The following is a 16116-nucleotide window of genomic DNA, read 5'->3' as shown; positions in this document are numbered from 1 at the left end:
CGGCGGCTTCAGCGCTGGAGGTCGAACTCCCCGTCCCGTGCGCCGAGGACGAAGGCCCGCCACTCCGCCTCGGTGTAGCGCAGCACCACATCGGGGTCCGTGGAATTGCGCATGGCCACCGCGCCCCGCTCCAGGAAGGCGATCTCCACGGCCTCCTCGGAGTCGCCGGGGGCGCGCTGCCAGGTGGCGTCGGAGATGTCGAGGGCGTAGAGCCACTCCTTCTCAGCTGCGGCACTCATACCGTGATCCCCTCGCTCGTGGTCCGTTCCCGGCTCAGCGTACGCGGCGCTCAGACGAGCTTCCAGCGGCGGAATGCGGCCGTCCCGCCGTCCCCGGTGGCCGAGTTGGCGGCCGACTGGTGCAGCCCGGTGTCCTGCCGGGCGGCGGCGCCGGGGACGGTGACGGTGGCGATCTCGCGCCAGGTCGCGCCGTCGTCGGTGGAGCAGGCGCCGGTGTAGGTACCGGAGCCCGCGGTGTCCTTGCCGCGGGTCAGCCGGAGCAGTACGGGCGCGGTGATGCCGGTGAGCCGCCGGTAGGTGTCCAGGGTGCCGTCGCCGTTGGCGTCGTAGGACAGCACCACGCCGTTGGCGGGCGTCACGGACAGGTTGAGGAAGCCGAGGGCGTCCGCGGAGCCCGGGGCGGAGGGGGTGAGGCGGTTGCGGACGACGATGCCGGCGCGGGCCCAGGGGCCGGTCGGGTCCTGGGCGGTCACCTCGACGGTGACCGTGCCGCCGGCGGTGAGGACGTCCGGCCGGTAGACCGCGCCGAACTCGGCGGTGGCCTTCCACAGGTCCGCGCCCGCGCCATGGATGGCGAAACGGTCGTCCAACTGGCCGAAAACCGCCGCATTGGTGGTGACCGTCCGCAGCGCCGGGTCCAGAGGCCCCGCCACGAACAGGGTGCCGTGCCGTGCCGTACGGACCCGCGGCGCGCCCTGCGGGCCGTAGTCGACGGTGAGGTCGTAGGGGAGGGGGCGCAGGGGGTTTTCCAGGGGGCCGGGCGGGGCGGTGACCCGCCAGTGGGCGCGGCCGGTGCCGCCGGGCGGGACCGAGGGCAGCGATACCGGGCCCGACGCGGTGGCCTCGACACCGGCCAGTGCGAAGTCCACCCGGCCGGTCGCCCGCAGCCCGTTGACGTTGCGCAGCGCCGCGGTGACCGTGGCCCGGCCGCCCGGCGGCAGCGCGGCCGGGTCGGCGGTGACCGTGAGGGTGCCCTGGTAGGGGGCCTTGGCGAGGGTGTCGTGGACCCGCCGCGCGGTGCGGTGGGCGTCGGTCGTCGGGCGCAGCGGATGGCTGGTGCGGGCGCGGGTCCAGGGCTCCTCCGTGGCGTACCAGTCGAAGGTCTTCGGCGGCCGGTCCGCCGCCAGGGCGTCCGCTAGCTCGTCCAGGTATGCCTGCCACTGCGGGAGGTGGACCTCGCCGATCAGGCCGTGCCAGTCGCGGTTGGCGTAGTTGGCGAGCGAGCCGCCGTCGGCGGTGGCCCGGTCCGCCCAGGTGGTGATCAGCGCCCGGGCGCTGTGCTCCAGCCGCGCCTCCTCCTCGGGGCCGGTCGCCATGGCCCGGGCGTCCGCCAGCCACGGCCCCAGCAGGAACTGCCGGTGGGCGCCGGTGACCTCGTCGCTGAGCCGCATCAGCCGCAGCCAGAGTGCGGACAGCGCCCGGAAGGTGTCCCGGTCCTTGCGCCGGTAGGCGTCCTGGAGCTGCCCGATCAGCTGCCAGGACCGGTTGGCCAGCGCCTGCCGGGCGGCGTCCGTCAGGTCGTGGCGGTAGGCGTCGCTGCCGCGCAGCGCGGGGCGGACCGCCAGCAGCGCGGCGAACGCGGTGTCGAAGACCGCCGGGTCGAAGGCCGGGGTGTGGGTGGCGTAGACGGTGCCGGAGCGGGCGGCCAGGTTCGGGCGGGCGGCGAAGACCGAGTCGTGCGGGCGGCCGTCCTTGCTGGAGATCGCGTAGGTGCTGGTGCGCAGCGCGGCGAACGCGGCGCGGGCGTGGTCGTCGGGGGCGCCGTAGCGGAGGTCGGCATAGCCGTCGAACCACGCCTCGCGGTCCACCGGGCGCTCCCGCCAGGCGAGTTCGCCGAACAGCTCGCACGCGGCCGGGTCGCGCTCGGCGGCCTCCGGCATGTACGCGGTCCCGACGAGCCGGCTGCCCGGCTTGTCGCGCCAGGCCGTGAAGCGCTCGGCCCAGATGTGGGTCTTGGCGCCGAGGGTGGTGCGGCCGCCGAAGTTGGGGATGGAGCCGAAGGCGTACGGCACCCCGCCCCAGTCCCGTTCCCGGTCGGTGACCGTGTCCAGGTCGCTGAGGCCGTCCACGATCAGCATCCGGTCGTGGTCGACGGCGTCCAGCAGCTCGCGCCGCGGGTTGTCCTGCCAGCCCAGGATCACCCAGGTCGCCCCGGGACGGGCGGTGCGCAGCGCCTTCTCGACCGCGCGGGCGGCGTCCGGTACCGGTACGTCACCGGGGTCGCCGCCCTCGTGCAGCAGATCCATCTTGAAGTGGTCGGCGGGGCCCAGGAGTTGCTCCTGGTGGCGGTAGAAGGCGGCGGCGACGGCGGTGAAGGCGTCGGTGCGCGGATCGAGCCAGTCGGGGCGCTTGAGACCAGCCCAGGTGCCCTGCGGGACGGTCCTGGCCCCGGGGTTGCGGGCGGCGAAACCGTCCGGGACGGTGCCGAAGTAGCCCGGAAGTACGGGGCGCATGCCCAGCTCGCGCAGCCGGCCGGTGATCCTGTGCCCCAACTCGGCGCGTTTGGCGATCAGTTCGGGGCTGATGGGGCCGCCGTAGCCGCTCATGTTCTGCAGCAGCCACCACGGCTGGTGCGAGGGTGCCGGGAGCCAACTGCGGGCCTCGGCGTCGGAGTAGCCGAATCCGGTCAGCAGCCGGTGGTAGACGGCCTCGGTGCCCGGGGTGACCAGCACCTCGTTGACCCCGCGCAGGGCCAGCCCGTCGATCAGCCGCTCCCAGCGCGGCCAGTCCGCGTACGGGGCGGTGTAGCCGTCGTGGGTGTCGTTGAGGGCGAAGCGGTGCGGCAGCGAGGTGGCCCGCTCGACGGGGGCGGCCGGGGCGGGCAGCCGGGCGGGCAGCTCCACCTGGTCGCCGGCCCACGACAGATGGGCCCGGCAGGTGTATTTGAGGTACCAGTTGACGCCGGTCAGCAGTACCGCGGGAGTGGTCCCGGAGACCGTGATCCGGCCGGTCCGGCCCGCCACCCGGAAGCGGTCGCCGTCGCCGTCCGGGGTCAGCGGCTCCAGCGCGAACTGGTCGGCGTGCCGCGGCAGCAGCCGGGCCAGCGCCGCCCGTGCCGGTGCGGTGTCGTACGCGGGTGCCCGCTCCTGGCGCCGGGCGGACGGCGCCCCGGAGGCGGCAGCGGGGGCGGCCCCGCCGAACGCCGCCCCGGCGCCGATCGCTCCGGCGGTTCCCAACAGTGCGCGTCGTGACGGTCGGCTCACGTGTGCCCCCAGTGCTCGGTGCTCACAACGGTCCCGTGCGCAGGGCACGCTAACGGTCGGCCAGCCGCGGTCCAAGTAGGCCGGCACCGCCGGCACCCGCCGGTTGTCGTCGTCCGACGGCGGCAGCTGGAGCTTGGCGAAGATGTCACGCCACCGACTCCACCGGCGCCGCCACCCGCCGCGGCGGGGCCACCGCCATCTCGACCGGGATCTCCATCCACTCCCGGGCCCGGGCGAGCAGCTTCTTCGCCCGGGCCGGATCCTTCTCCACCAGGGCCTCGATGGTGCCGAGGCTCATGCCCATGGCCACCAGCCGCGCCTGGGCGCCGTCGTGCAGCGCCGGCGACACCACGATCAGCACGAACAGCGTGACCGACCCAGCTTCACGGCGAGCGCGATCCCCGGCCCCCGGGCCGCGGCGACCAGTGTTCTGCGGACCCTCATCCGTTCGCTCCCTGGGCTTCACGCGCCCGGCCGTCGGACACGGGAACAGTCTGCCGCGTAGAGAAGGGCCAGGTCATGGGGTTACGTCCCCGGCAGGGGTGTATCCGGCACCACCGTGGAGCGCACCGCTCGCCCGCAGCCCCACTGGCCCCCGTTGTCTCCACCGCCCGTCGACTCCCACAGCCTCCCCACTCCCCATGGAGGGCTCTCATGAGCATGGCATCGACCGCGTCCGCCGCCGTCCCCCGCACCGCTCCCACCCCCGCACCGGCAGCCACCCCCGCCGCCCCCGCCGACCCCGGCTACACCGCGGAGATCGCCGACACCCGCGCACAGATCCGCGCCGCACAACGCCTGCGCCACCAGGTCTTCGCCGGGGAGATGGGCGCCACCCTGCACTCCCCGCTGGCCGGCCATGACATCGACGCCGTCGACGAGCTCGCCGACCACCTCATCGTCACCCACACCGCCACCGGCGACGTGGTCGGCACCTACCGGCTGCTGCCGCCCGGCCGCAGCCCGCGGCTGTACTCCGACGGCGAGTTCGACCTCGGCGCCCTGGCGGAGCTGCGCCCCTCCCTCATCGAGGCCGGCCGCTCCTGTGTGCACCCTGATCACCGCAGCGGCGCGGTCATGACCCAGATGTGGGCCGGCCTCGCCCGCTACACCCTGCTCTCCGGCCACCGTTACCTCGCCGGCTGTGCCTCCGTCCCGCTCGCCGACGGCGGTACCGCCGCCGCCCACGCCTGGGAACTGGGCCGGACCCGCTACGCCGCACCGCCCGAGCTCCAGGTCACCCCGCACCACCCCTGGCACACCACGCTCCCCGTCCCCGGGCGTCCCAGCCTCGCCCAGCTGCCGCCGCTGCTCCGCGGCTATCTGCGCATCGGCGCCGTCATCTGCGGCGCACCCGCCCACGACCCCGAGTTCGAGGTCGCCGACTTCTTCGTCGTCCTGGACATGGAACGGCTCGGCGACCGCTACCGGCGCTACTTCCTGGGGGAGCGGTGAACGGCCCCTTCGACGTCCGGTCCGACTGCACCCCGGACTGTGCGGCGCACGCCCTGCCGCGGGTACCGGCCACCCATATCGCCCGGCGCGGCGCCGCGTTCGCCCGCAGCGTGCGGCGGGCGCTGACGGACGGCGCGCGGATGGCCGAGCCGGGACGGCTGCGGACCCACGCCCGCGCGCTGCTCGACGCGCTCGGCATCCACGTCGAGGGCGCGGCCCCGCTCACCGTCGGGGACGGCCCCGGCACCCTCGTCGTCGTCAACCACGTCTCCTGGCTCGACATCCTCGCCCTGCTCTCCGTCGAACCGGTCACCCTGCTCGCCAAGCGCGAGGTCGGCGGCTGGCCGGTCGTCGGCGGCCTGGCGCGCCGAGCCGGTACGCACTTCATCGACCGCACCCACCCCCGCCGGCTGCCGCACACCGTGCGGGAGGTGTCCGAACTGCTCGGCGCCGGACGGTCGGTGGCGGTCTTCCCGCAGGCCACCACCTGGTGCACCGCCGAGGCGGGCACCTTCCGCCGGGCCACCTTCCAGGCCGCCATCGACGCGGGCGCGCCGGTCCGCCCGGTGACCCTCGACTACACCCAGCAGGGCCTGCCCAGCACGGTCGCCGCGTTCTGCGGGGAGGACACCTTCGCGGGCTCGCTGCGCCGGGTGCTCGCGGCCCGTGCCCTGACCGTACGGGTCACCGCGCATCCGGCGCTGACGTCGTGGGACGGGGGCCTGGACCGGCGGGAGTTGGCGGAGCTGGCGGCCCGGGCGGCGCTGGGCGGCCGCCCGGTGACGGCGGCGACGGGCAGCGGCGCGCCGCGGCCGGCCGCCGCACTCCGGCCCGCCGCGCCGGTGCCGCACGCCCCGCCGCGGGACGCTCCGGCCCATGTTTGAGCAGCTGGACCAGCTCACCGCGCCCCTGCAGGGCATGCTGGGCTCGCCCTGGCTGTGGCTGGTCGTCCTGCTGGTGTCCGGTCTCGATGCGCTGCTGCCGTTCATGCCGAGCGAGACCACGGTCGTCCTGGTCGCCGTGCTCATCGGCCCCGACCCGTCGCTGCTCGCCCTGCTGGCGGGCGTCGCGGCGGCCGGGGCGTTGGCCGGGGACTGTCTCGGCTACGCCGTGGGGCGGTACGCGGGCCCGCGCGCGAGCGCCCGGCTGCTGCGCGGTGAGCGCGGCCGGGCCCGGCACCTCAGGGCCCGCGCCAAGGTCGAACGGAACGCCGCGCTGCTCATCATCGCGGGCCGTTTCGTGCCCGGCGGCCGGGTGGTCGCCGCCCTGTCCACGGGCAGTGTCCGCTTCCCGCTGCGCCGCTTCGTGGTGCTGGACGCGGTGGGTGCGGGCATCTGGGCGCTGGGCAGCGCGGCGCTCGGCGGGCTGGGCGGTGCGGCGCTCACCGACTCCCCGGCCAAGGGGATGCTGCTGGTCTCCGGCATCGGGCTGGTGGCGGCGTGCGGTGCGGGATATCTGCACCGGCGGGGTGCCACGGCGGACCGGGGTACGCCGAAGCGGTGCGGTCCCCGTGCGGGAGCGGTGTCCGGCCGGGCGGGGGAGCGGCTCCCCGCCCGGCCGGGCCTGCGGCGGCGGCAGGAGGGTGTCTGACCCGGCCTCAGATGCTCGGCACGTACTTGTAGCCGACCCGCCGCACCGTCACGATCGACGACCGGTGCTCGGCGCCCAACTTGCGGCGCAGCCGGGCGACATGGACGTCGACGGTGCGGCCGTCACCGACATGCCCGTAGCCCCACACCGTGGTCACCAGCTGGTCGCGGGTGTGCACCCGGTGCGGATGCGCGACCAGATGGGCCAGCAGCTCGAATTCGAGGTAGGTCAGGTCCAGCGGCCGGTCCTGGACCTGCGCGGTGCGCTGTTCGGGGTCGATCCGCACGAGCGCGTCGCCGGTCGTCGCGGGCGCCTCGGGCCCGGCGGCCGGCTGCGGAGCGGTGGCGGCGGCCTGCTCGGCCGGGACGAGGACGAGGTAACCGACCATCGGCGGCTGGCCGGGCAGTGCGGGCAGGCTGTGCTGGGGCGCCGGGAGCCAGGTCGCGCCGGAGTCCAGCAGCTCGGCGACCGAAACCGCGGTCCGGTGCGCGGCGCCCGCGTCCGGGGTGGTGGCGGGTGACGGGAGGGCCTCGTCGGGTGCCACGGCGCGCAGCCGGTGGCGGTGGGCGTGCGGTGCGGGAGCGGCAGGGAGGGGGGCCGTCGCGGAACCGGCGGCCAGGGTACGGAGGTTCGTCATCAGGGGTCAGCTCTTTCGCGCAGAGGGGCGTCGGGGACGTCATGCGCGCGGGCAGGGCTAAAGGCGCCGGTCAACGGCGTCGTGAGGCGTGTGCGGGCCCGCGCTCAGTGCGCGCGGCAACACAGACGGTCGAAGGCGTGCGCCTGCCGGGAGGGCCAGAAAGGCTCCAGGTCGCTGCGACCTGTCGCGGTGTCGGTGAGGCTGGCCATGGCCCTATTGAACCAGACGGTCGGTGTTCTGTCCCTCGTGCGGAGCGTCCTGTGACGCGATTCCGCCGCGCCGGACCCGCACCGGCGCCGTGACCGGCGGCGATCGGGACCCGACTCGGCTTCTCCGCACCGGAGTTGGCGACCGCGCAGCGGGGGAGGGGCATGGCCGGAATCCGATGCGCGGCGCTCTGTCTCCTATGTCTGGTTCGCTCCCGCTCCGTCCCCGCCCGTCCGGCTGCGCATCCCCGCCCCCATCGCCACCCCGAGCACCAGGGCAGCCAGATGCCCGGCGTCGGTGAACGTCCGCCCGCGGCGCAGCACGGGAACGGCCGCCAGCGTCAGCAGACCGGCCGTCGCCGCCGCCCGGACGCCCAGGTGCGGGACGGTCGCGGCCAGCGCGCCCACCGTGGCGTTGAAGCCGTAGCTGGCACCGACATCGAGGGCCTGTGCGGTCGTGTCCGACGGGGCGTCCCCCACGGGCGCCTGGGCGGGGCGGCCGTGGCCCCGCGCCCGCAGGCCCGCATAGACCAGCAGGCTGGCCCCGATGTGCCCGGCCGCGAACACCCCTGCCGCGCGCCGGGCGCCCCAGCGCACCTCGGCCGTACCGAGGGCGGCGAGCAGGGCGGCGCCGTACGGCACCGGCAGCGGATGCTCGACGAACGCCGCGCTGGTGACCAGCGTCCGCCACCGGCCGGCCCGCAGATTGGCGACGTTGGTGGAGTGCGCGCGCAGCAGCTCCGTGCGCCGCCGGGCGGGCAGCCGCGCGGTGGCGTACGCACCGAGCTGAACGGCCCCGACATACAGCGGCGCGGCCCAGGGCACGGCGGCGCGCCGGACACCCGGTGCGGCCCGCCGCGGAAGACCGCCGGGCAGGACACCCGCCATGGCCTTGTGCATCTCAGGCCCCCGCCGGCAGTCGCTTGCGCCAGTCCAGCGGGGTGACGTCGATGACCCGGTCCGGATCGCCGTCCCACTCCACCGGCAGCCCCGCCGCGGAGAGCGCCGCCGCCACCGCCCGCCCGACCTCGGCGCGGTCCGCCCCGGAGGCCTCCCCGTCCTGCGCATAGGCGCCGTACCGGACCGCCAGACCGTGGCCCGCCGCGGCCGACTCGGTGTCCTGGTAGTGGAAGAAGACGAAGCCCCGGTCCCCGTCGGCGCGTTCGGCTGCTATCTCGCCCAGTGCGCAGTTGCTGCAGCAGCTGAAGTGCATCCGCGCGGTCAGCCCCTGGGAGTCCAGCGCGGCGAAGGCCCGCGCGACCCGGTCGGCGTCGGTCACCTCGGGCCACCCCGCCTGCTCGGCGAGCCGCTCCTCCCACAGGCCCGCGACGATCCGCCGTGCCTCGTCCGGCGAGACCGGGGTGTCCTCGGGGCCGAAGGAGTCACAGACGTCCTGGGCGATCTGCGAGAAGTCCCGGAAACCGGAGCGGATGCCCTGACGGGCCCGTTCCTCGGCGGCGGCCCGGGTCTCCGGGGCCAGACCGGGCGTCGCGTACAGGTCGGCGGGCTGCCAGTCGAGCGCCGTGCGCCAGGTCTCCCCGCCGCGCGCCCAGTCCAGGAAGACCTCGACGACCTGCTCGGGGTCGTCGCTGTGCGCGCGGAAGTGCCGCTCCGGCGCGCCGTCGCGGTACTCCACCTGGAACGGCCCGTCGCCGTCCCGCCAGGTCTGCGCATAGACATGTGCCTCGTCGGGGCAGCGCCCGGCGACCACGAAATGGTCGTCGTCGGCGCCGATCCGGCGCAGCAGCCCGGTGAGTTCCTCGGCGGCCGGGCGGGACCGGACCGGACCGGTCTCGGTCGTCACGGTGATCGCAAGCATGTCCTCAGCCTGCCAGCCGCCACTGACAAACGGCCCGGAGCTGTCGCGTCCGCCGCCGGCCGCCGTGCCCGGCATGCGGAGGGAGGGCGCCGCCCCGGCATGCGGAGGGGCCGGACCATGCCGGCCCGGCCCCGCTCACCCGCTGTACCGCTCTTCCGGCGGTGTCAGATCTCCCGGTGGTGTCAGATCTGCTCGCGGCGCGCCAGCTCGGTGCAGCAGGTGTCCACGATCAGCCGGGTGACCACATACGGGTCGACGTTGGCGTTCGGCCGCCGGTCCTCGATGTAGCCCTTCTTCTCGACCTCGACCTGCCAGGGGATCCGCACCGAGGCGCCGCGGTCCGAGGCGCCGTAGGAGTACGCGTCCCAGGGGGCGGTCTCGTGCGCACCCGTCAGACGGTCCTCGATGCCGGTGCCGTACTGGCGGACGTGCTCCAGCGGCTTGTCGTCCTGGCCCAGCGCCTCGCAGGCGGTGATGATCGCGTCGTAGCCCTCGCGCATCGCCCGGGTGGAGAAGTTGGTGTGCGCGCCCGCGCCGTTCCAGTCGCCCTTGGCCGGCTTGGCCTCCAGCGACGCGGTGACACCGAAGTCCTCCGCCACGCGGTGCAGCAGCCAGCGCGCCACCCACATGTGGTCCGAGACCTCCAGCGCGGGCAGTGCGCCCACCTGGAACTCCCACTGGCCGGGCATGACCTCGGCGTTGATGCCGGACAGGCCGAGGCCCGCCGCCAGGCACAGGTCGAGGTGCTTCTCGACGATCTCCCGGCCGAAGATCGCGTCGGCGCCCACTCCGCAGTAGTAGTCGGCCTGGGGAGCCGGGAAGCCGCCGCCCTCGGGGAAGCCGAGCGGCCGGTCGCCCTTGAGGAAGGTGTACTCCTGCTCGATGCCGAAGATGGCCTCCTGGTCCGCGAACTTCTCCGCGACCGGACGCAGCAGCGCACGGGTGTTGGAGGGGTGCGGGGTGAGGTCGGTGTGCAGCACCTCGCACAGCACCAGCAGGTGGTCGCCGCCGCGGATCGGGTCCGGGCAGCTGAACACCGGCTCCAGCACGAGGTCCGAGGCGTGACCTTCGGCCTGGTTGGTGCTGGAACCGTCGAAGCCCCACCGCGGCAGCTTGCTGCCGTCGGTCAGAATCTTGGTCTTGGAGCGGAGCTTGGCGGTCGGCTGGGTGCCGTCGATCCAGATGTACTCAGCCTTGATGGTCACGGGGTCCTCTTCACGGTCGGTGCGGGTACGGTGCGGGCGTACTCACGCACTCTCGCAACGCGCCATTTCTCGTCCGTTGCCCGTTTGTGAACCACAGGTTACCGAGCCGGACATCCAGGCTTTTCCAAGGTTTTCTTCGCCACCTACCTGCGATTGCTTGCCTTGGTAGGGCTGTCTTCCCGCTATTCCGATGTGACGCAGACCTCAGGCGTGCTGCTTCAGCAGCCCCTCGAACCCCAGACGCCTGATCCGGCGGGCCAGCTCCTCGACGGTGATCCCCATCGCCTCCGCGGTGCGGCCGAGATGCCACTCGTGCGCCGCGAGCCGGTGCAGCACATGGCCGCGCCGGACCTGCTTCTCGGAGAGCCGGAACGTCTTGAGATAGACGACCCGCCCCTTCTCGTCCGTGATCGTCTCGCCGATGTGCTGGGTGCGGTGCAGCGCGAACGGCGGCAGGAACCGCGACAGCCGGAACCGGCCCATCCGGTACACCTCCCGCACGTCGTAGGACTCGTCGAGCAGCTCGCCCGCCATCAGGCCGGCATGCTGGTCAGCCCACTCCTGTTGCCGCCGCTCGGCGGCGGACCGCAGCTGGGCGAGCGAGCTGATGTACTCCGCCGTGATCCGGGTCGTGAACTCCGGCACCGGCCCGCCGTAGAGGGCGTAGTGGTACAGCAGCTCCCCGTACAGGTCCTGCAGGAGAGAAGCATGCAGGGCCCGGTAGTCGTCCGGGTGCGGCACCACGAAGGCGGCCGCGAGCGCGTCGGCGACATACAGCAGCACCCCGCACTGCCCCGGATGGATCTCGAAGACCCGCAGCGCGTCGTCGAGACCGGGCACCGCCTCGCCCCGGTACGCCCGCTCCGCACGCGGGGTGAGCCCCTCGTACACCGCCCGCCGGGTCCACTCCTCCCACACGATCGACGGGCCGCCGAAATGCAGCGCCAGATAGCCGTCGAGCGCCAGATGGAGCGGCAGGAAACGCAGCGAGCCCGAGGAGCCGCCGGACGGGCGGCCCTTGCCCCGTCGCTTCTGGGCGAGTTTGCGCGGAAAGTGCAGCGGCGCACACGCCACCGGGCCGCGCCCCTCGGTCAACTGCGAGCCGTAGGCGGCCGCGGGCGATCCGTCCCCCGTCCAGTCCGCCACGAAGCCGTGCGGAAGGTAGGTGGTGGAGTACGTCGTGCGGCCGTCGGCCCGCACCGTCGCCGGCCCGTCCTCGTAGAGCTCGCGGTGCAGCCGCAGACCGGCGACCGGCTCCGCACGCACCAGCGGGACCAGCCGGACCGCGCCCCACACCTGCGCCGGGCGGACGGTGAGCCCGCTCAGATCCAGCCTGCTCATACCGTCACACCCGCCTCGTCCGTCTTCTCCGCCAGGAACTGCCGCACCCGGTCGTCCAGATGGGCCCGCAGCTCGGCCAGGCCCGTACGGCCCTCCGCGAACCGCGCGAGCTGCACCAGCGCCGGCAGGTCCTCCGCATTGCGCACCCCGGCCGTCGGCACCGCGGCGGCCAGCCGCCGGACGGCGAAGTCCTCGGCGTCGTAGACCGGGTTGAGATGCACGACGGAGGTGCGGTGCTCCGGGTCGAGGCGGGTCCGCCAGATCCGCAGCACCTCGCCCGCCAGGCCCGGCGGGGCGTTGTCCCACCCGTCGGAGACGATCACCAGCCGCTCCGGTGCGTCCTCCAGCGCCTCCAGCAGCCGCATCCCCAGGGGCGTCGGCCCGTACGGGTACGCGAGCAGCGCGTCCTGCCGCCCCGACGTCCACCGCGGCAGATAGCACTCCGCCAGCGCCTCCAGCAGGAAGTGGCAGGCCAGCGCGGTCGCCAGCGGACGGCGCCGCTTCTGCCGCGAGCCGGTCGTGGAGAAGCTGTCGTCCAGGACGGCGGCCACCCGGCCCCAGGTCCCGGCCTGCGCCCCCGCCGTACGCCGCGCCGCGGCCCGCAGCGCACCGGTCAGCTCGGCGCGCCGCGCGGCCCGGTCGTCGAGCGACAGCCCGAGGACGTACGAGGCGAGCCGGGTCAGCGGCATCCCGCGCAGATCGGTGGGCACCTCGGCGCGGTGCGCACGGGCCGACTCCTGCACCCGCAGCCGCTCCAGCCGGGTCATCCGAGGCGCGATGCGCTCCAGGAAGGCGCGGCGGCCGATGCCGTGCTTCGAGGCGAACCCCTCGGCGACGGTGAACGGCAGCTCGTACAGGGCGCCTTGCTCGTAGTGGGCCCGCCGCCAGGCGTCCAGCAGCGGGGTGGCGAACCGTGTGCGGCGGCCCGGTGCGAAGAGGAAGTCGCCCAGCTCGCCGTCGCCGTCCTTCCGCTCGCCGCCCCGCCCGCCGGTCAGTGGCAGATGCGCGTGCCGCGCGGCGCACTTGAGGCCGGCGCGGTACTTCACCGCGTCCAGCGCCAGGTCCGGGCGCGCGGCGAGCCAGTCGCGCATGATCGCGCGGGTGCGCCGGTTGTTGACCTTGGCGGCGCGCAGCGCACGGAAGAGACGGTAGACGCGGGGCGCCGGCAGCCGCGCCAGCCGGGCCGCGATCAGCCGCCCCTCGGCGCGCCGCTCCTGCGCCGTCGCCTCGCCCGCCGTCTCCAGCAGCCCGCGCACGATCAGCGCCGCATTGTGGTCGTTGATGTCCAGCGCCAGCGAAGCGGCATACAGGGGGCGGTAGTTGATGCGTACGTACGCGTGCAGGAAGTCCAGCGACAGCTGCTGCTCCTGCGCGCCCGAGTGGAACTCCCGCTGCCCGGTGGACGTGATCGCGGCATGCACGAACAGCAGCACGTCCTCGGCCGCCACCAGATCCGCGGAGCTCTCCACGCGGCCCTCCCCCGCCCGTCGTCGGATGCCGGCCGGGGAATGGGGGCACGAGCAGCGAATCGTTGCTTTGCAGAGCAGGTCCGGAAGTCGCACCGGAGTCCCGCGGCCGGCCGGTGCAACGTAGCACCGGCCGGGCGGGCGGGGCACGGGGATTAAGGGCCTGTCCGATGGGTCATGGCCGGGTCCGCGGCGCATCGGACAGGCCCTAACGCCTGCGCGGCGGCCCGGCGCCGTGGGCCCGCCCCGGAGGGACCCCACGGCACGGGCGACGAAATCGGCGCCCCGCCCCGCACCCCGCGAGAGACTGGCCCCATGACGACCCTGCGCATCGGACTCCTCGGCACCGGACCCTGGGCGCGGAGCGTCCACGCCCCCGCCCTCGCCGCGCACCCCGGCGTCGAGCTCACCGGTATCTGGGGGCGCCGGCCGGAGGCCGCCGCGGCGCTGGCCCAGGTCCACGGCAGCCGCCCGTACGAGGCCCCCGACGAGCTGTTCGCGGACTGCGACGCCGTCGCGTTCGCCCTGCCGCCGTCCGTCCAGGCCCCGCTGGCGGTCCGCGCCGCCGAGGCCGGCCGCCACCTCCTCCTGGACAAGCCGGTCGCCACCTCGGTGCCCGAGGCCCGCGCCCTCACGGATGCCGCCGACCGCGCGGGGGTCGCCTCGGTGGTGTTCTTCACCGCGCGCTTCGGGGAGCAGGAAGGGGAGTGGATCGCCGCCCAGGCCGCGGCCGGCGGCTGGTTCACCGCGCACGCCGACTGGCTCGGCTCGGTCTTCGCCGACGACAGCTCCAGCCCGTACGCCGATTCGCCCTGGCGCCGGGCGAAGGGCGGCCTGTGGGACGTCGGCCCGCATGCGCTGTCGGTGCTGCTGCCGGTCCTCGGGGACGCGGAGGCGGTCACCGCCACCCGCGGCCCGGCCGACACGGTGCTGCTGACGATGCGTCACAGCAGCGGGGCGGCGAGTACGGCGACGGTCGGTCTGGCCGCACCGGCCGCGGCCGCCGGTGTCGAGGTCACCCTCCGCGGCACCGCCGGCATCACCACCCTGCCCCGCCGCCCGGGCGGCCCCGAACCGGCCTACCACCGCGCCGTCGACGCCCTTCTCGCCGCCGTGGGAACAGGTCTGCCGAACGCCTGCGATGTCCACTTCGGCCTCCGGGTCACCGAAATCCTCGCGGCGGCGGAGGAGAAGCTGAGCCCGCTCATGCCTCAAGAGGCATGACTACATGGCGGAATTGGTCGTGGAGGGCATGAGTGAGGGTCCGTAGCGTCAGGACCGTCACCCGCCCGCACCGGCCCAGGGAGCCCCACGCCATGACGTCCGCCACCGGCTTCACCAGCTATACCGACGCCCTTCTCGCCGTCCTCGCCCGCGACCCCTCCCGGGCCGTACTCACCACGGGCGACGGCGGCGACGCGCTCACCGCCGGTGCCCTGCACGACACCGTCCACCGCATGGCGGCGGTGCTCGCCGGCCGGGGCATCGGCCGCGGCCGGACCGTCGCTCTCCTCAGCGGCAACCGCCCCGAGGTGCTCGCCGCCCGCTACGCCGCCAACCACCTCGGCGCCCGGGTCGTCTTCCTCTACGACGGTATGGCCGCCGCGACCCTGGCCCGGATCGCGGACAGCGCCGAGACCGCCCTGCTCCTCGTCGACCCGGCCCTCCACGGCACCGCACGGCAACTGCTCGGCCACCTCCGGGGCCCGGCCCCCGACGTCATGACCCTGGGCGGGGAGCCCGCGGCCGGCGGCCTGGGCCCCGACCTCCTGGCCGCCTGCGCCGCCCTCCCCGCCACTCCCGAAGTGCCGGGCGCCGCCCGTCCCGAGGACGACTGGTGCATCCGGCACACCGGTGGCACGACCGGCATCCCCAAGGGAGTGCGGATGGCGCACGCTCCCTACGCCGGGATGATCCTGCACCACCGCATGGAAGCCGCCGGCGACCCGCCCCGCTTCCTCGCCTGCACCCCGCTCGCCCATCTCGCGGGCGTGCTGGCCGATGCCACCCTCGCGGCCGGCGGCACCGTCGTCCTGCACCGCGCCTTCGACCCCACGGCCGTCCTCGCCGCCGTCGCACGCGAACGCATCACCCACCTCTGGCTGCTGCCCCCGCTCCTCTACCGCCTCCTGGACGACCCCACCCTCCCCGCCACCGACCTCAGCACCCTCACCCGCCTCACCTACGGCGGCTGCGCGGCCTCGCCCTCCCGGCTGGCGCGGGCCGCCGAGGTCTTCGGCCCGGTGCTGTTCGGGGTCTACGGCATGTCCGAGGCGATGACGATCACCGAGGCCCGTCCGGAGGACCATCTCCGCGCCGGGCCCGGCGGCCGGATCACCGTCGGCCGCCCGCTGCCCGGTGTGACGTTGGCCGTCCGCGACGCGGACGGGCGGGAGATGCCGACGGGGGAGCGGGGCGAGATCCACGTACGCTCCGCCGGGGTGATGTCCGGCTACTGGAAGCAGCCGGAGCTGACCGCGCAGGCGCTGCCCGGCGACGGCTGGCTGCGCACCGGTGACGTCGGCATGCTGGACGACGACGGCCGGCTCTACCTCGTCGACCGGGTCAAGGACCTGATCATCGTCGTCGGCGGCCATGTCCACCCGGCGGAGGTCGAGGACCTGCTGCACACCCACCCGGCGGTCGCCCACTGCGCCGTCTACGGGGTGCGCGGACCGGACGAGACCGAGGAGGTGCATGCCGCGGTCGTCCCCGCCCCGGGCCACCGGGTGGACCCCGCCGTCCTGCGCGCCTTCGTCACCGAGCACCAGGGCGCCCTGTACGCCCCGGCCGTCGTCCACCTCGTCGACGCCATCCCCCTCACCCCCGTCGGCAAGCCGGACAAAACACAGCTGCGCGCCCTGGCCGCCGCGGTCTGACCAAAGGCCGTCAGCAAGGCCCTTCCCGCGCCTCCGGCAAGCCCCTTCTCCCGCCGTCAAATCCCCCCTGGCCAGG

General features: G+C 74.7%; 13 protein-coding genes and 1 pseudogene. 5 read left to right on the top strand and 9 right to left on the bottom strand.

Features of this window, described 5'->3' with window-relative positions; translation table 11 throughout:
- Positions 1 to 8: 8 nt before the first annotated feature.
- From NUT86_RS12520 to NUT86_RS40635, 3 genes and pseudogenes are all read right to left on the bottom strand, one after another.
- Positions 9 to 239: a DUF397 domain-containing protein gene (locus tag NUT86_RS12520; RefSeq protein ID WP_018090162.1), complete on the bottom strand. Its 231-nt coding sequence runs from the start codon at positions 237 to 239 to the stop codon at positions 9 to 11.
- A 50-nt stretch (positions 240 to 289) separates the two neighbouring features.
- Positions 290 to 3418 (bottom strand): alpha-N-acetylglucosaminidase, encoded by a 3129-nt coding sequence (locus tag NUT86_RS12515; protein ID WP_446750821.1) that lies wholly within the window; start codon positions 3416 to 3418, stop codon positions 290 to 292.
- A 244-nt stretch (positions 3419 to 3662) separates the two neighbouring features.
- Positions 3663 to 3782: pseudogene (locus NUT86_RS40635) on the bottom strand (histidine kinase); the annotation flags it as partial.
- A gap of 314 nt (positions 3783 to 4096) precedes the next feature.
- Here NUT86_RS40635 and NUT86_RS12505 point away from each other — a divergent pair.
- The 3 genes from NUT86_RS12505 to NUT86_RS12495 are packed head-to-tail and all read left to right on the top strand — an operon-like array spanning position 4097 to position 6487.
- Positions 4097 to 4897 carry a GNAT family N-acetyltransferase gene (locus NUT86_RS12505; RefSeq protein ID WP_274735177.1) on the top strand — a complete coding sequence of 267 codons (801 nt, stop codon included), beginning with the start codon at positions 4097 to 4099 and terminating at the stop codon, positions 4895 to 4897.
- Entirely contained in the window at positions 4894 to 5781 is an 888-nt protein-coding gene (locus NUT86_RS12500) for a lysophospholipid acyltransferase family protein (protein WP_274735176.1), read from the top strand. Before NUT86_RS12505 ends, NUT86_RS12500 begins: the two co-directional genes overlap by 4 nt.
- Complete coding sequence (locus NUT86_RS12495) at positions 5774 to 6487, top strand: DedA family protein (RefSeq protein ID WP_109889247.1); 714 nt, start codon at positions 5774 to 5776, stop codon at positions 6485 to 6487. The genes NUT86_RS12500 and NUT86_RS12495 overlap by 8 nt, the downstream gene beginning before the upstream one ends.
- Before the next feature lie 7 nt (positions 6488 to 6494).
- Here the strand turns inward: NUT86_RS12495 and NUT86_RS12490 are convergent, their stop codons facing one another.
- The 6 genes from NUT86_RS12490 to NUT86_RS12465 form a co-directional block, all read right to left on the bottom strand.
- Positions 6495 to 7124 (bottom strand): winged helix-turn-helix domain-containing protein, encoded by a 630-nt coding sequence (locus NUT86_RS12490; RefSeq protein ID WP_266448237.1) that lies wholly within the window; start codon positions 7122 to 7124, stop codon positions 6495 to 6497.
- 404 nt (positions 7125 to 7528) lie between these two features.
- Entirely contained in the window at positions 7529 to 8230 is a 702-nt protein-coding gene (locus NUT86_RS12485) for a rhomboid-like protein (protein WP_274735174.1), read from the bottom strand.
- Position 8231: 1 nt separating this feature from the next.
- Positions 8232 to 9149: a DUF6891 domain-containing protein gene (locus NUT86_RS12480; protein WP_274735172.1), complete on the bottom strand. Its 918-nt coding sequence runs from the start codon at positions 9147 to 9149 to the stop codon at positions 8232 to 8234.
- A gap of 182 nt (positions 9150 to 9331) precedes the next feature.
- The gene (gene glnII, locus NUT86_RS12475; RefSeq protein WP_018090153.1) at positions 9332 to 10354 is read right to left on the bottom strand and encodes a glutamine synthetase; all 1023 of its coding nucleotides are present in this window, start codon (positions 10352 to 10354) and stop codon (positions 9332 to 9334) included.
- A gap of 204 nt (positions 10355 to 10558) precedes the next feature.
- Positions 10559 to 11695, bottom strand: coding sequence for an ARPP-2 domain-containing protein (locus NUT86_RS12470; protein ID WP_274735169.1), 1137 nt, complete (start codon positions 11693 to 11695; stop codon positions 10559 to 10561).
- On the bottom strand, positions 11692 to 13164 hold the full coding sequence (locus tag NUT86_RS12465) for a hypothetical protein (RefSeq protein ID WP_274735167.1): 1473 nt from the start codon (positions 13162 to 13164) through the stop codon (positions 11692 to 11694). Before NUT86_RS12465 ends, NUT86_RS12470 begins: the two co-directional genes overlap by 4 nt.
- 312 nt (positions 13165 to 13476) lie before the next feature.
- Between NUT86_RS12465 and NUT86_RS12460 the strand changes: the two genes are divergently transcribed.
- The gene (locus NUT86_RS12460) at positions 13477 to 14385 is read left to right on the top strand and encodes a Gfo/Idh/MocA family protein (protein WP_159488490.1); all 909 of its coding nucleotides are present in this window, start codon (positions 13477 to 13479) and stop codon (positions 14383 to 14385) included.
- A gap of 92 nt (positions 14386 to 14477) precedes the next feature.
- Positions 14478 to 16040, top strand: a complete 1563-nt coding sequence (locus tag NUT86_RS12455) for an AMP-binding protein (protein WP_274735165.1) — start codon at positions 14478 to 14480, stop codon at positions 16038 to 16040.
- The last annotated feature ends 76 nt before the right edge of the window (positions 16041 to 16116 follow it).

It is taken from the genome of Streptomyces sp. G7(2002) (assembly GCF_028870195.1).
GTDB lineage: Bacteria > Actinomycetota > Actinomycetes > Streptomycetales > Streptomycetaceae > Streptomyces > Streptomyces nigrescens.
This window is presented reverse-complemented; position numbering and strand designations above follow the sequence as displayed.

Excerpts from the sequence above, each read along its gene's own strand:
- NUT86_RS12520 (WP_018090162.1), bottom strand. The coding sequence starts at position 239 with ATGAGTGCCGCAGCTGAGAAGGAGTGGCTCTACGCCCTCGACATCTCC.
- NUT86_RS12505 (WP_274735177.1), top strand. The coding sequence starts at position 4,097 with ATGAGCATGGCATCGACCGCGTCCGCCGCCGTCCCCCGCACCGCTCCC.
- NUT86_RS12495 (WP_109889247.1), top strand. The coding sequence starts at position 5,774 with ATGTTTGAGCAGCTGGACCAGCTCACCGCGCCCCTGCAGGGCATGCTG.
- NUT86_RS12490 (WP_266448237.1), bottom strand. The coding sequence starts at position 7,124 with ATGACGAACCTCCGTACCCTGGCCGCCGGTTCCGCGACGGCCCCCCTC.
- NUT86_RS12485 (WP_274735174.1), bottom strand. The coding sequence starts at position 8,230 with ATGCACAAGGCCATGGCGGGTGTCCTGCCCGGCGGTCTTCCGCGGCGG.
- NUT86_RS12480 (WP_274735172.1), bottom strand. The coding sequence starts at position 9,149 with ATGCTTGCGATCACCGTGACGACCGAGACCGGTCCGGTCCGGTCCCGC.
- NUT86_RS12470 (WP_274735169.1), bottom strand. The coding sequence starts at position 11,695 with ATGAGCAGGCTGGATCTGAGCGGGCTCACCGTCCGCCCGGCGCAGGTG.
- NUT86_RS12460 (WP_159488490.1), top strand. The coding sequence starts at position 13,477 with ATGACGACCCTGCGCATCGGACTCCTCGGCACCGGACCCTGGGCGCGG.
- NUT86_RS12455 (WP_274735165.1), top strand. The coding sequence starts at position 14,478 with ATGACGTCCGCCACCGGCTTCACCAGCTATACCGACGCCCTTCTCGCC.